This window comes from Janthinobacterium sp. PSPC3-1 (genome assembly GCF_049896105.1).
Classification (GTDB): Bacteria; Pseudomonadota; Gammaproteobacteria; order Burkholderiales; family Burkholderiaceae_D; genus Janthinobacterium.
The window spans coordinates 232031-245791 of record NZ_JAFCTQ010000001.1 but is presented as its reverse complement, the minus strand read 5'-3'; the positions used below and the strand labels follow the sequence as shown (position 1 = coordinate 245791).

The window sequence follows — 13761 nt, the reverse complement described above, 5'->3', positions numbered from 1 at the left end:
CGGTAACTACTCCTTCAGGCCCAGCACATTCGCCAAGCGATTCAAATCGCCCTCTTCGCGGATGATTTCCGCCATCAATTCGGGCAGCGGCATGCTGCCCCATTTGACGGCGCGCCGCAGCAGATACGGCGTCGGGCTGTGCGGCTCCACCGCGCTCAGGTAATCGGCCAGCGACTCCAGCGTGGCATACGCTTCCTTGCGGTTCTTCCAGCCCGAACTGGCAACCTTGGCCGGCACGCTTTCGGCCACCTCGCCCAAGGGCGGCAAGTCTACACTGTCGCTGTCTTGCGGCATGATGTCATCCTCTGTTGGTTCCACGATCAATTGCGCCATCACCCGTTCATACGCCACCAGCGTGCCCTTCAGCTTGGACAGGTTGGGCGAACGCGAGCCCAGCTGTATCTCGACAAAGGCCATCATGGTTTCCAGGCAATTCAGGCAGCGCTTGATGATCTCGCGCTTGAGCGCCATCTCGCGCCCCAGCCGCTGGTGCGCATACGCCACCACGTCGGCGCGCGTCAGCGGCGCGTCGTCGCCGCCACCGGGCTTGTCGGTGGTGTGGCCGGGGCCGGCCAGTTCCACCGCGATCAGCCGTTCCCAGTCGATCAGGGTCAGCACGGGCGGCTTGCGCCCGGCCATCTTCAGCAGCGGCACATGCAGGCGCAAGGTGGCCGACAGCGACGCGTTGAGCCACTCGAGCGGCGCGATGCGGGCGTCCTCGTCATTGTCCTCGATCATCGGGTGCAGCGGCTCCCACAGTTGCCGCACCAGCCGGTCGATCAGGCTCAGGCCCCGGTACAGGCCGTCGAAACCGCCCTGGCGCACCCACGCTTCGAGCAGCCAGGCGGCGATCTGCAAATCCTTGGAGCGGGTGCTCAGCATCGTCACGCAGCGCGCTTCGATCAGGGGCCAGTCGGCCCGTTTCAGCGGGCGTTCCCAGTTACCCATCGGCAAGCTGGGATCATCCTCTTCGCGCAGCAGCCGGATCTCGGTGAAGATCGGATCGTAGCGCAGCGCCGGCCCGCAAGGCAGCTCTTCGCTGAGAGGCTGGAGCAACATGTCCAATTGATCCTGGTGCGCATGGCTCATCAGGGAAATCGGTATCGGCAAGCTGGGAGGATTCATAGGGGCCATCGGTGTCGGGAAAGCGGGGTCGCGCTCCTCGGTAATGAGCAGGCGCGCCTTGTCGTACAAGTTGCGCAAATTGCTGCTGATACTGCTTTTCGGTGTCGCCATGGTGGGTCGCGCCTAGCCGAGCATCTTGTTCAGTTCGCTGGCAAAGAACTTGGCGGCGATCGGCGACGACAGGCGGTGCAGATCGACCACCGTCGCGCCAGGCGGGAAATAGATTTTTTCCGACAGGCCCAGCAGCCTGCCCGTGTCAAAACCATCATCGACTTCGTGCAGCGCGATCGAGACATGGTCCGACTTATCGTCGAGCAAGGCCTTGAACGGGTTCGGCCCCGCATAGTGCGAAGGCCAGCCATCGTCGATGCAGGGATGCAGGTTGTAGAAGCCGAGCGAGGGAAAGCCGAACAGGCGAGCGTCGATGCGTTGGCCGAAGGTGGCGGCGATGCACACGTCGGGCCGCCATTCCTGTTCATACATATGATAGAACTCGGGCGTCTTGACCCTGCCCTTGTAGGCGAGCAAGCCGTGCGCCGCCGCCAGTTCCTCGACCATGGTTTCTTCCTCGCGCGCATGCGGATACGCCCACACGCGCCGGTCGCGGCTGATGTGGCCGGACTGTACATCGTCGGTGGCCACGCCAACCACGCGCACCTTGCTGGCCAGCGGTCCCTTGAGCAACTCGCTCAAGACGTGAAAGCCGCGGTGAAAACTGCCGAAAACGGCAATGCGTATTTCGTCCGTCATAGATGATACGTCCTTAAGATGGAAAGAGTGCAAATCATGAAATGGTTTACCACGCCGTCACCCTGGCCGGGAAAACGCCGGGCCAGGCCAGCGGCGCGCGCTTGCCCGGCGGGCTGACGCTGACCCGGATAAAGACCCTGGCGCGCGTATCGCGGGTGGCGATACGGGCGCTGTCGCTGACGGCCGTCATCGGAAACTCGAAGCGCAGCAGTTGCGAACGCGAAGCCGACGATGACGGCGCGCCCGCTTCGCGGTAGGCAGACACGAAACTCAGCAGCGCCCAGGCATCGTTGAAGCGGTAGCTGACGGTGCGTTCCTCGACGCTCATGCCCGGGTGCCCGGGCTCGGCCTTCGGCATCACCGGGCCATCCTGGGCCACGCGCAAGGTCAGCGCCACCGCCATGCCCGGTTCCCAGCGCAGCGGGCGCGGCGTGTCGCGCTGGCGCAGCGTCTGGCCGCCGATGGTGATGGCCCAGTCGATGATCTTGTTGCCGTCGACTTCGGCGGCGGTATTGGCGCGGAAGTCGACACTGACATCCATGCCGCCAGGCTGGCCTTCCTCGCCCTGGTACAGGGGGGCCAGGAAATCGCGCACTTTCTGCAGTTGCTCGTCGGATCTGCGCACCTCCTGCGGCGCCGATGGACGCGCCGTATCGCGCTCGGACGACGGCGCCAGGGCGCGCGCGCGGTCGAACAATTTCAAGGTGGCGACGACATCGTCGACGGCCGCCGGCGTGCGTTCGCCGCCGCCCTTGGCCGCGCTGTCGGCGCCGGGGGCGCGGAACGGCGCGCGGTTGGCCAGGTCGCGGTTGAAGGCGTCGGCAAAATTGTTCCAGGCATCCTGGTAGCCCTTTACCGTCAATTCGCGGCAGCGCGCATACAAGCCCGATTGCAGCAGTTGCAAGCGCTCGGAAAACAGGTCGACGCCACGCCGCTGGGCCGCGCCGCGCGGCAGCTTGTCGAGACAATTGCCGAACTCCAGCTCGGACGAACCGCTCAGCACGAATTGCTCCAGCGACATCAGGCTGCTGGTCGGGCTGCGCAGCCGGTAGCGGCTCAGGTCGGCCACGCTGGCCTGCCAGCGCGCCACCAGCGGATTGCCCGCGTGGGCGCCGCCCAGTTGCAGCAGCAGCGCTTCGGCGTCCTTGTGGATCGCTTCGATAAACGATTGCTGTTGCGCCACATAGGCGTTCAGGCCAGCCGGATCGCTGGCGCCAAAGGCGTGCAGCAGCGGCGCTTTTTCGCCGTTCCAGTCGCGGAAGGCGCGGTCGCGCGGCACGTAGACCTGGGCCCGCGTCAGGGTGTCGTCGAGCAGTTGCAGCCGCGACAGCGCATCGGTGGCCAGGATGCGGCTCAGGGTATCGGCCGTATCGATGGCGCCGACGTCCTGCAGCCAGGCCCGCATGCGCAGCGCGCGGCCGCGGTCGAGTTCGCTGGCCGGCGCCTGCAGCTCACGCGGCGAGACGAAATACGCCTGCGAGATCAGGTCGCGCGCCGTTTCCACCAGGCCCGCATCGGCGAACGCCGCGGCGGCACCGTGCAGTGCCACCGGGAACTTGGGCAGCAATTCGGTCTGGAAACGCTTGCGCGCCTCGCCCAGCGCCAGCACCTGCTCCAGCCGCGCCTGGTCCCAGCTGACGGTGGCGCCCGGTGGCACGTCGGGGAAGCGGATCTGCGTATTGAACTTCATGTAGGGCTGCGACAGCAGGTTGTTCAAGGCGTCGAGCAAGGCCTTGCGGTCCGGCGCGAAAGCCCACTTGGCGTTGCTGTCGGACCATTCCAGGCCCGAACTGAGGCCCTGGATCAAGCGGTCCGATTCCAGGGTCGCATCCCAGGCCGAGGTAAACTGCATGAAGCCCTGTTCGGCCTGCTTGCGCGCGTCGTCGGCCGGCCCCTTGCCCAGCAAGGTCAGCGATTCCATGCGCTGCAGCAGGCTGTCCCAGGCCGGCCCCAGCGCCAGCGCGTTGCTGTGCATCCAGGCGCCCTTGCCGGCCACCAGATAGGTTTCCTGCGAGCGCAGGGCGGTGCGCAGGTTTTGCCAGACCAGCAAGGTGGCGGCCGGATCGGCGATTTTGGTGCTGGCGTCGACCAGTTCCATCGAGCCGGCGCCGATGGCCTGCTCGGCCCGCAGCAAGCCGTTGTCGACAAACAGGCGGCGAGTGGTGCTCTTCATGGCCAGGCGCATCGAGCAGGCGGCCGCTTCCTGCAGCGGCTCCATCGACAGCGAGGCCATGTTTTGCGAGACCTGGCGGAACAGCGCCGCGGTGCGCGCCGGATTGCCGCTCAGTTCGAAACCGAACACCATGCGCACCACCAGCGCCAGGTCGTCGCCCGAAGCCGGCCCGGAACTGGGCGACTTGAGCCGCATCATCGCCTGCAGCAGTTTTTCCAGCTGTTCCAGGCGCGCCATATAGTCCAGCGTGGCGCCGAATTCGGGCAGGTCCTCGACATTCAGGGCGTTCGTCACGGCGCCCGTGTTCTGGTGCCAGCGGGCCGGCAAGGTGCATTGCGCGCCGATGATCAGGCTGCCCGAGACCGGGTCCAGCGGCACCCCGGTCAGCTCGCTGACGCGCGCATACGCGGCGCGGCGCAAGGGGTCGAAGGCATTGTCGGCAAAGCCTTTTTCCATGCGCCATTGCAGCCGGTCATGCAGGCCGTCGAACCAGGGCCAGGAGCCGGGCATGGCCAGCGAGCCCATGTGGGCCGCGCCCATGCGTTCGATATTGAGCAGCGCGTCGAGCGCGTGCTGGCGGTTCTGCGCCAGGTCGAACACCTGGCGGTTACCGGCCAGGTTGCCCGCGTTGGCGTCCATATTGTGCAGGTAGCCGACCACGTCGCGCGCCAGGTAATGCAGCCTGGTCGCGCCGATGCCCATGCCGATCACCCATACCACCGGCACGCCCACCAGGCACCAGCGCAGCACGCGGTTCATGGCCGGACGGCGCATGCGCTGCGACGAGGACGAGCGCAACAGCCCGGCCTCGGCAAAGATCTTGCGTTCGAAGATATCGCGCAAGAAGGCCGGCATCGCATTGAGCTGGTCCGCCTGCAGGGCCGGCGCGGCGCTGGCGATGGCGCCGCTGCCGTTCCAGGCCAGCTCGTCGCCCGGCGCCGGGATCGGCTCCGGCGCTGCCGGCATGGCGTAGGCCAGCGAGGCCAGCGGGTCCTGGGTATCGCTGTCGTTGCCCAGCAGGACGGCGGCGTCGCTGCAGTCGCCCGTCAGATAAATTCCACGCAGCAAAAACGGCTCGTGATAGGCGCTCGGCCGCATCAGTTCTTCGGCAAACAGCTTCAGGCCGGTGCGCAGGCGTTCGACCTGGGTCGGCAGCAAAAAGTAGGCGCTGCTGTCGGAACCGGCCGGCTCCAGCGCGCACAGTTCGGCGCCGCTGTTCGACAGGCTGCGCACGATGTCGTTCATGGCGTGGTCGACCCATTGCGCCTGGAACGGCGCCGACAATTCATACGGCGACGACCAGCCCAGCATCGAGCGGCGCAGCGGTTCGGGCAGCGCGGCGGCAAAACGGGCGAAGCCGGGTATGGTTTCACAGTCGGCGATGGCGATATAGATCGGGAAGCGCAGCGCCAGCCGGTTTTGCGCCAGCCACAGGCGGCGGTGGATGGCCTTGGCGCGCGCGATCAGGTCGAGGTGGGCCTGGCCGTCGGTATCGAAGAAGGCGGCGGCCGGGATCGCCAGCACGATGGCGTCGAACGGCCGGTCGGGACGGTAGTTGCGGCACAGCCCGAGGAAGTCGTCCCAGGTATTGTTGCCGCCCGGGCCTTCGCCATCGGGCGAGCCCAGGTATTCCGACTGCAGCTGGATCGCCACGCCCTGGTCGAAGAAATTCCAGTTGATGCCCTGGCCGCGCGCGGCCAGGGTGCTGTCGGCGCTGAGCGCGCTTTGCAGGCCGGACTGCACCAGCGGCAATTCGCGGCCCTGCTTGCCCTCGTTCAGGACCAGGGTCCAGCTCAGGTTGTAGCGTTCCGCGCGCGCCGCGATATTGTTTTCAATCAGCTCGACCGCCACGCGGAACGACTGCTTGAGCGAATCGGCGCTGAGCAGGCGCGGCTGTTCGGCGGCCGGCTTGTCGGCCTGCTGCGCGCCCTTCATGGCCGCCCATACCACCACCGCCAGCAGCAGCAATACCAGCAAGGTCAGGCCCAGCAGAGTGACAATGGCTATCTTATCCGATAAAAAACTAAACACGATGAGGTCCCCGCAGGCCGATCATAAGGATACCGCCAGGGCGGTGCGTACGGGCCACGACAGCCACAACCACAACAACTCGGAAATGCCCAGCAAGGCCAGGAATCCCACCACCGCGATCAGGCCCAGCCGGCTGAAGCGCGGCAGCCGGCCCGCCGTCAGGTGCGCCAGGGTATTGGCGTAAGCCTGTTCCGACAGGGTGCGGTCGCGCCCCTGCAGGTCGGCCGGGCGCTGGTACACGAACTGGAACAATTCACGCCGGTACTCGGCGATCTTGTCCTGCGGCTGGCCGCGGTAGCGGCCCTGGAAACCGAGCGACAGCAGATACAGGTACAGCCGCCCCAGGTTGCGGCGCGATGCTTCGCGGTCGCGCAGCAGCTGGTCCAGGTCGTCGAACACCCGTTCGCCGGCAAAGCTCGATTTGTACAGGGTCGCCTCGACCAGCACATGGCGCCAGTAGGTGCGCCCGACCCATTCGGTATTGAGCAGCACTTCGTCGGCCAGCGCCGCCTTCAGGAAGCGGCCCTGCACCTCGGCTTCGATGCCCGCATGGCCGCCGATGCGGCGCGCTTCGAGCGTCTGCAGCTCGATCATCTGGCACAGCTGGCGGCTGAGCGCTTCGGCGGCCGGCTTGGCTTCGCCTTCGGTCAGCCGCGTGACGGCCTGCGCGGCGCGCGCCAGCACTTCGTAGAAATCGCGGAACTGCACCGACGCCAGGTCGACGCCTTCGGTATTGGCGCCGCTCCATGTATTGCCCGTCGACAGGGTATTGGCCGGACTGGTTGATTTGCTCACGCACTCATCCTTTTATGAACAACACCACTTCCTGCGGGCGCTGGGCCAGCAGGCTTTCATTGGGATTGCTGATCAGCAGGGGCTGGTCAGGCACGATGAATTGCTCGGACAACTCGATGCTGAACAGGGTGTAGCCGCTGCTGGCGCGCAGGCCCAGCTCTTCGGCGACATCGATCTTCATGCGCGCCGCGCCGCTGACCCTGCGGTCCGTCAGCGAGGTCCACACGGTTTTCGAGCCGATCGCCGCGCCGCGCATCCATTGCATCGCCTCGCTTTCCGGCCGGCCGCGCAAGCCGACCACGATGCGGCTGCCGGCCAGCCATTCCGGCTGCACGTCGAGCGCAAACACCTTGCCGTCGAATTCGAAGGTGCAGGTCTTCCATTCCTGGCTCACTTCGGCGACCAGGCTGGACAAGGCCGTCAGCACGGTATCGAACATCGCCGCGCTGTCGCCATGGTCGTAGGCCGGCGGCATCAGCGGCACGGCGCCGGGCCGCAAGGTGGTCAGCGCGCCAAGCTGGGCGCACAGCGCCAGGTACAGCGGCAGCGGCTGCACCACCGGGCACGAGGAGACGGCTTCGAGCAGGGGCAAATTGAGAATCAGGCTGGCCAGGCGCGACTTCTGCTCCAGCAGGTTCAGCCGGTCTTCGGTGCGCGACGACGGCTGCGCGGTCTGGCGCGCCAGGAACAGCGCCTTGCTGCGCATCTGCGTGGCCAGTTCGCGCGCGCGTTTCAGGATCGGCGCCTCGGCCGGCACTTGCAGCATGGCCGGCAAAAAGGCGCCACGGCGCACGATCTCGTTGACCTTGTTGACGGTCATCAGGCGCAGGCTGGCGTAGCCGAACGACGGCAGCGCGTCGGCCATCAGCGCCAGGTTGACGGCCATGCGCGGCACGGTGGCCGGCAGCGCCTCGGACACTTCATCCTCCACCGGCGCGCTCTCGATGCCACGGAACATCGCCGGCTGGCCCGGCTGGCGCAGCGAGCGCGTATTACCCAGCACCAGGTAGACGTCGACATCGCGCTGCGTCATCTCGCCGTCCCATGGCGCCAGCTCCAGCTTCAGTTCCATGTCGCGTACCTGCGCGGTGCTGGCGTCGTAGCTGACGGCCATGCCGTTCGGCAAAATCGCTTCCAGCCGCAGCACGCTGACGGTGCCGGTGCTGAGGCGCGCCTCGTCGATCACCAGCTCGCGCACGCCCCAGCCGTAAGGATTGGTGGCCACGGTTTGCCAGGCCAGCAAAGTGTCGATGCGCGCGCCTTCCTGCTGGAAGTGCTGCGGTGTCAACAGCATGCCTTCATGCCATTGGATGCGGTTCAAAAGTTGAGTTGGAATCATTGTGGTCGTTTCATCATCTGCTGTATCTGCTATTGCGCCGCGCCGGGCCTGATTTCGCCCGCTTCGAAGCCCTGCGCGCCAAGCCGCACCACATAGCCGGAAGCGGACAGCAGCAGCCTGGCGCGGTGTTCGCCCGGGGTGGCGTAACTGGCGTACACCAGCGCCGCCCAGCCCTTTTCCGAACGCCACAACTTGTCGTTGAGCTTGATGCTTTGCGACGGCACGATTTCATAGGAATACACGGTCAGCGCATCGGGAAAACTGCGGCGCACATCGGCGCGGGTGGCGAACCACTTGGATGCCGGCATCGTCAGCAAGGATTCGAGCACGGCGGTATCGCGCACCAGCACCACGTCCACCGCCAGCGCGCTGTTGTCATTGGCGTCGTCGGACGCCTGCAGGGCCAGGGTCTTCCAGTCCGGCTCGACCGGCTTGGGACCGAGTCCCAGCAGGGCGCCGGCGCCGGAGACCACGCCGCAGCCGTTCAGCACGCCGGCCAGCATCAACATCAGCACGCCGCGGCGCATCGGCGCCGGTGGCACGTTCGGGCGGGAGTTCCATGTCATAGTTGTTCGATCAAAAAAAGTCATCAGGAAGCCGCATACAGCCCAAAGCCGACGCCTGCGCAGAACACGCCTGCCAGCGCAATCGACGCCAATACAAAAAACAGCATCATCTGTTTGCGGCTGAACACCAGCTTCAGCGTCGCCGGTTGCCATGCCTCTGAAACTTGCCCGAAGTTAATATACAGACCATCCGCAACCAGTGCAATCAAGGCTGACGATATCAGCAGGGAAAGCAGGTTGCGCGGTCCTTCGCACAACACCTCGACCAGCAAAAACACCGGCAAGACGGCCTCCAGCGGCAGGCCCAGCGAAGCCATTACGAAGGTGCCCAGCACCAGCGACTTGACGCCGGGTATGCCCACCGACCACAGCGCGGCGGTCCACGACAGCACGCAGATCAGGGCCACATCGGCGGCGGCCAGCGGGTGATGGTAAAGATTGGCGATGAAGATCGCCAGCATCGAGAAATACATCGCCTCGCCGGCCTTCAGGAAGACCGGCGCGATCGGTGTGCACAGCTCCACCAGGGCGCGGTTGAAACCGAGCTGGCCGCTCATGACCTGGATAAAGCCGGGCACGGCGGCGGTGGCCACCGGCGAAAACAGGCAGACCGTGATCGGCTCGCGCAGCGCCAGCAGCACCGGCCACGGCGCTTTTTTCAGGCGCCAGCAGATCACGCCCAGCGCCATCGCGCACACCAGCAGCGCGGCGGCCAAAAAGGCGAGCAGGAAGCCACCCAGCAGCAAGATGGTTTCCATGCCGGCGGTGGCGGTGGCCGCGCCGGCCAGCACGAAGGCCGCCAGCGGCAGCAAGGTGTTGAAACGGTGCACCAGCGATTCGAGCGCGCGGTAGATGCCTTCGAAGATGGCGCCGAGGGCATTCGCGCGCGCTGGCGCCTGCACCGCCACCGCCGCGCCGAAGCACAGCACGCCGACCAGCACCGCCGGCGCCGGGCCATAGGCCAGCACGCCGAACAGATTGTCCGGCACCAGCGCCGATACGTTCCAGGCGGCGACCTCGGCTTCGCGGCCCCGCATCGCCATCGCAAAGCCCGGTTCGGAATCGAGCGCCAGCTTGCCCAGTTCGGCCACCTGCGCCGCCGACAGGTGCGAGCCGGCGGACGTCAGCCCGGCCACCAGCGCGCCGATCACCGTGCACAGCAGCATGGCCAGCAAGGCCATCAGCACCAAACGCAGCAGCAGCTTGCCGGCATCCGGCACGCTGGGCAGGCGCTGCACGCCAAAATACACGGCCAGGATGACGAAGGGAAAGGCGGCCATCTGGATCAGCGACAGGTACAGCGTCGACAAGGCCGACAGCCACGGCGCGCTGCCCGGCGTCAATGCGCCCAGCGTGCCACCCAGCAGTACCATGCCCAGCATGACGACCGGATGGCGGACGATTTCGCCGATCTGGATGGTGGTCGGCTTGATGGCGGAAGGCATGGGAAACATGGGCGGCCTAGAGTTTGACGGGCTGGGCGCAGATCGCCGCCACCGAGGCGCAGCTGCCGATGACGGTAACGGCCGTGCGCGCCATTGAGCAGATCGGATCGACCGCCGCCAGCAGCACGAAGGCCGCCTCGAACGGCAGCGACAGATAGGCGCAGATGGTGCCCACCAGCGACACCGTGACGATGCCGCTCATGCCGGCGGCGGCAAAACCCGACAGCACCGACACCAGCGCCAGCATGCACAGGTCGTACGGCGACAGCGTGCGGCCGTACAGGGCGGCGATGAACAGGGTGGCGCAGACGAAATAGGCGATGGCGCCGACGCGCAGCAGTGAAATACTCAGCGGCACCAGCAGTTCGACGCGCGAGCGGGCAAACTGCAGCTGGCGCGCCAGCGCGTCGACCATCGCCGGCATGCAGGTGGCGCTGTTGTTGGTGGCCACGCTGAGCGCGAACGGCTCGCGCATGGCTTTCAGCACCACCGCATACGGCACCACGGCGCGGCGGCTGATGACCGACATCGCCAGCGCCAGCAGCAGCACACAGATGAACAGGAACACGAAGACGAAGCCGGCCATCGCGCGCAGCGGCTGCAGGCCGGACTCGGCCACCTGGCTGGCCGCCATGCAGAACAGGATCAGCGGCACCGGCAGGTTGACCCAGCGCGTCAGGGTCTGGCAGGCCAGGTAGATGGTTTCCAGCGCCTCGTTCAGACCTGTGGAAATGCGGTTCGGCACCCTGCCCGCCGCCAGCCCGAACAGCAGCGCGAACACCAGCGCCTTCAGGGTTTCGCCATTCGCCAGCGAGGCGAAGATATTTTGCGGAATCAGCGACTGCAGCACATCCTGCACGCTGCTGGCGTACACCGGCTCGTCCATGCTGCGCAGCGACATGCTGGCATTGCTGCTGTCGCCGTCGGCGCTGACGATCTTGCCCAGCGCGGCGCGCGTCTCGGCCGGCATCTCGCCGCCGGGGCTGACCAGCAGCCCGGTGGCCACCGACAGCGCCGCCGTCAGCAGCGACGCGGCCAGGAACACCACCACCACGCGCTGCAGGATGCGGCTGGCGCCGCCTTCGCGGTACAGGCTTTGCAGGCTGAAAATGACAGCCGAAATCATGAACGGCAGCACGATCATCTTCAGCAGGTCGACATACACCACGCCGACCAGGCCCAGCATTCTGGACGGGCCCGGCAAGGCCCAGCCGGCAAGGCCGCCGGCCAGCACGCAGGCCAGCACGGTCAGGGGATTGAGCGCCCATTTCTGGTAACGCCGCATGGTCACGGGAATATCCATGGGTGCGCTCTTATTTGATCGATTTGAGCACACTGCTGACGGTGGGCTTGTCGGGCCACTGCGCAATGACTTCGTTGACAAAGGCCAGCATGGTGGTGTCGCGGATGCCCACCATCACGCGCAGCGGCGACTCGAGGTCGTCAAAGGTGACGGTGCGCAGCGACAGCGCCAGGCTCGGGTCGCTGCGCACGATCTGCATCACTTCCAGCTCGTCGCGGTAGGCGGCCACCACCTCGCCCGCCTTGGCCGCCCTGACCACTTCGGCCCACGTCTTGTAGCGCACCAGGGTCGCACGCGGAAAATTGCGCTTGCCGAACTCTTCCCACGAGGAGTCGGCGATCACGCCGATGCGGCCGCTGAAATTGCGGATCACCTGCGGCAGCGGCTGGTCGCCGGCCAGCGTGGCAAAGCGCACGCGGTTGATCAGCAAGGCATGGCCGAGCCGCATGTAGGTATCGGAAAACTGCACCACCTGGCTGCGCTTGAGCGTGCGCGCCATGCGGCTGATGCCCAGGTCGGCCTGGCCCGACGCCACCGTCTCGGCCACCGCGTCAAACGTGGTGGCGCTGCGGTCGAACCGTACCGGCACGGCCAGCGCGGCGGCGATGCGCCTGGCCAGGTCGACATCGGTACCGACCAGGGCGCCGTTCCTGACCGAAAAGAACGGCGGATTGTCGATCGCCAGCATGGCCACCACCAGTTCGCCCTGGCTGACGACGCGCGCGATATCGGGCGCCAGCATGCGCCCGTCCGGCACCTTGACCAGCGGCGAAATGCGCGCCGGCGCCACTGCGGCGGGCGCGGCCGGGGCGGCGGCCAGCGCCGGCGCCGGCGCCGACAACAAGGTCCAGCCCAGGCTTAGCGCGGCCACGAAGTAATACACGTGCTTCATGGCGCCACTTTCTGCAGCTCGCGCACGGGCGCGGCCAGCGGTGCAGTGGCGGCGCCGAGGCGCTGTTCCACGCGCCGTTCCGCACGCTGTTCGGCCTGGTCGACCAGGCGGCCCTCCACCTGCGGCGCCGGCGCGCTGCTCTTGCCGACCTGGTAGCCGAGCGCGAACAGGAGCACCATCAGGGCGATGGCGGAAAAGATCGCCAGCGATATCAAACGTGGCGTGAGGGAAAATTTGTAGTTCATGTCGGGCATTCGTGGTCAGGATGGTTCAAACTTGGGTGGCCGCGTTTCACGGCACGGCAACGGTAAATTGGCCGGGCATCGTGACGCCGATCACGCCGCCCCACATGCACATCAGCTTCGATGAATTGTTCAGCGCCGGCATATTGCCCAGCAACACCGTCGGCGAACCGGGCACCCACGGCGCCATCGTCATCGGGATGCACGGCATCGGCGTCGGCACGCCCAGCGCGGCGGCGGTGGCGGCGATCACCATCGGATTCGACATCGACATGCACATGCCGAAAGGCAGCACGTTCATCATCGGCTTGTTGTCCATGATGTTGGCGTCCGGCACGCCGGTCAGCACCAGGTTCATCGGCAACACCATCATCGAGCCCGGCGCCGCGCCGAAGGTACAGGTCAGCATTGCTCCCATGCATACTTGTTGTCCCATTCATTGACCTCTCACCAGTTTGTGTATGCGCTCCAGCAAGGCCGGCGTCGCCTCGTTGTTGTCGGTGCGGCGTCCTTTGGCATCGAACCGCGCCGGCGCCCCCACCAGTTTGCCGTCCTGGTAATGCACTTCTTCCATCAGGGTGCCGTCGGGCCAGTAGCGGCGCAGCGGGCCGTGCAGCAGGTTGGCGCGGTACACGCAGGCCTGCACCACGCTGCCTTCGGCGTCGTAGTCGACCGAGGCGCCCTCGAGCAGGCCGCCCTGGTACACCGCCTTGCGCACCAGTTGCCCCTGGTGGAAAAATTCGGCGGGGCCGTGGATCTGGCCTTCGAGCAGATGCAGCCTGGCCGTCAGGTTGCCCGCCTCGTCATACGACAGCGCCGGCCCGCTGGCCACGCCCTTGACCATGGTCTGGCGCGACACGCAGCGGCCATGCACATACACCTCCATGGGGCCGTGCGCCAGGCCCTCGCGAAACTGCGACTTCTGCACCGGCAGGCCGTCTTCGTCGAACACCGCCATCGGGCCGTGCATCTTGCCGTGCTCGAAAAACGTCTTGACCAGCAGCTGGCCCTGCGCGCCGAACTGTTCCAGCGGGCCGTGCAGCACCCCGCCGCGCATCGTGCAGCGCTGCACCAGGCGGCCGTCGTCGGCGTGCTCTTCG

12 protein-coding genes are annotated in these 13761 nt (G+C 66.3%); all 12 read right to left on the bottom strand.

What is annotated here, in order from left to right; translation table 11 throughout:
• Positions 1-6: 6 nt before the first annotated feature.
• The 12 genes from tssA to ACP7B7_RS01070 are packed head-to-tail and all read right to left on the bottom strand — an operon-like array spanning position 7 to position 13733.
• Positions 7-1236 (bottom strand): type VI secretion system protein TssA, encoded by a 1230-nt coding sequence (tssA, locus tag ACP7B7_RS01125; RefSeq protein ID WP_426075487.1) that lies wholly within the window; start codon positions 1234-1236, stop codon positions 7-9.
• A 12-nt stretch (positions 1237-1248) separates the two neighbouring features.
• On the bottom strand, positions 1249-1875 hold the full coding sequence (locus tag ACP7B7_RS01120; RefSeq protein WP_426075486.1) for a formyltransferase family protein: 627 nt from the start codon (positions 1873-1875) through the stop codon (positions 1249-1251).
• Between the two features lie 46 nt (positions 1876-1921).
• Positions 1922-6079: a type VI secretion protein IcmF/TssM N-terminal domain-containing protein gene (locus ACP7B7_RS01115; protein WP_426075485.1), complete on the bottom strand. Its 4158-nt coding sequence runs from the start codon at positions 6077-6079 to the stop codon at positions 1922-1924.
• Positions 6080-6100: 21 nt separating this feature from the next.
• On the bottom strand, positions 6101-6874 hold the full coding sequence (locus tag ACP7B7_RS01110; RefSeq protein ID WP_308925030.1) for a DotU family type IV/VI secretion system protein: 774 nt from the start codon (positions 6872-6874) through the stop codon (positions 6101-6103).
• A 4-nt stretch (positions 6875-6878) separates the two neighbouring features.
• Positions 6879-8213, bottom strand: coding sequence for a type VI secretion system baseplate subunit TssK (gene tssK / locus ACP7B7_RS01105; RefSeq protein ID WP_308925029.1), 1335 nt, complete (start codon positions 8211-8213; stop codon positions 6879-6881).
• Between the two features lie 29 nt (positions 8214-8242).
• Positions 8243-8779, bottom strand: coding sequence for a hypothetical protein (locus ACP7B7_RS01100; RefSeq protein ID WP_426075484.1), 537 nt, complete (start codon positions 8777-8779; stop codon positions 8243-8245).
• Between the two features lie 23 nt (positions 8780-8802).
• Positions 8803-10233: a cation:dicarboxylate symporter family transporter gene (locus ACP7B7_RS01095; RefSeq protein ID WP_426075483.1), complete on the bottom strand. Its 1431-nt coding sequence runs from the start codon at positions 10231-10233 to the stop codon at positions 8803-8805.
• A gap of 7 nt (positions 10234-10240) precedes the next feature.
• Complete coding sequence (locus tag ACP7B7_RS01090; protein WP_374694301.1) at positions 10241-11509, bottom strand: dicarboxylate/amino acid:cation symporter; 1269 nt, start codon at positions 11507-11509, stop codon at positions 10241-10243.
• A 28-nt stretch (positions 11510-11537) separates the two neighbouring features.
• Entirely contained in the window at positions 11538-12419 is an 882-nt protein-coding gene (locus tag ACP7B7_RS01085; protein ID WP_426075482.1) for a substrate-binding periplasmic protein, read from the bottom strand.
• On the bottom strand, positions 12416-12664 hold the full coding sequence (locus ACP7B7_RS01080) for a hypothetical protein (RefSeq protein ID WP_308925024.1): 249 nt from the start codon (positions 12662-12664) through the stop codon (positions 12416-12418). The genes ACP7B7_RS01085 and ACP7B7_RS01080 overlap by 4 nt, the downstream gene beginning before the upstream one ends.
• Before the next feature lie 46 nt (positions 12665-12710).
• Complete coding sequence (locus tag ACP7B7_RS01075; RefSeq protein WP_426075481.1) at positions 12711-13097, bottom strand: DUF4280 domain-containing protein; 387 nt, start codon at positions 13095-13097, stop codon at positions 12711-12713.
• Positions 13098-13733: a toxin-antitoxin system YwqK family antitoxin gene (locus ACP7B7_RS01070; RefSeq protein ID WP_426075480.1), complete on the bottom strand. Its 636-nt coding sequence runs from the start codon at positions 13731-13733 to the stop codon at positions 13098-13100.
• Positions 13734-13761 lie beyond the last annotated feature (28 nt).

Excerpts from the sequence above, each read along its gene's own strand:
- tssA (WP_426075487.1), bottom strand. The coding sequence starts at position 1,236 with ATGGCGACACCGAAAAGCAGTATCAGCAGCAATTTGCGCAACTTGTAC.
- ACP7B7_RS01120 (WP_426075486.1), bottom strand. The coding sequence starts at position 1,875 with ATGACGGACGAAATACGCATTGCCGTTTTCGGCAGTTTTCACCGCGGC.
- tssK (WP_308925029.1), bottom strand. The coding sequence starts at position 8,213 with ATGATTCCAACTCAACTTTTGAACCGCATCCAATGGCATGAAGGCATG.
- ACP7B7_RS01100 (WP_426075484.1), bottom strand. The coding sequence starts at position 8,779 with ATGACATGGAACTCCCGCCCGAACGTGCCACCGGCGCCGATGCGCCGC.
- ACP7B7_RS01095 (WP_426075483.1), bottom strand. The coding sequence starts at position 10,233 with ATGTTTCCCATGCCTTCCGCCATCAAGCCGACCACCATCCAGATCGGC.
- ACP7B7_RS01090 (WP_374694301.1), bottom strand. The coding sequence starts at position 11,509 with ATGCGGCGTTACCAGAAATGGGCGCTCAATCCCCTGACCGTGCTGGCC.
- ACP7B7_RS01085 (WP_426075482.1), bottom strand. The coding sequence starts at position 12,419 with ATGAAGCACGTGTATTACTTCGTGGCCGCGCTAAGCCTGGGCTGGACC.
- ACP7B7_RS01080 (WP_308925024.1), bottom strand. The coding sequence starts at position 12,664 with ATGAACTACAAATTTTCCCTCACGCCACGTTTGATATCGCTGGCGATC.
- ACP7B7_RS01075 (WP_426075481.1), bottom strand. The coding sequence starts at position 13,097 with ATGGGACAACAAGTATGCATGGGAGCAATGCTGACCTGTACCTTCGGC.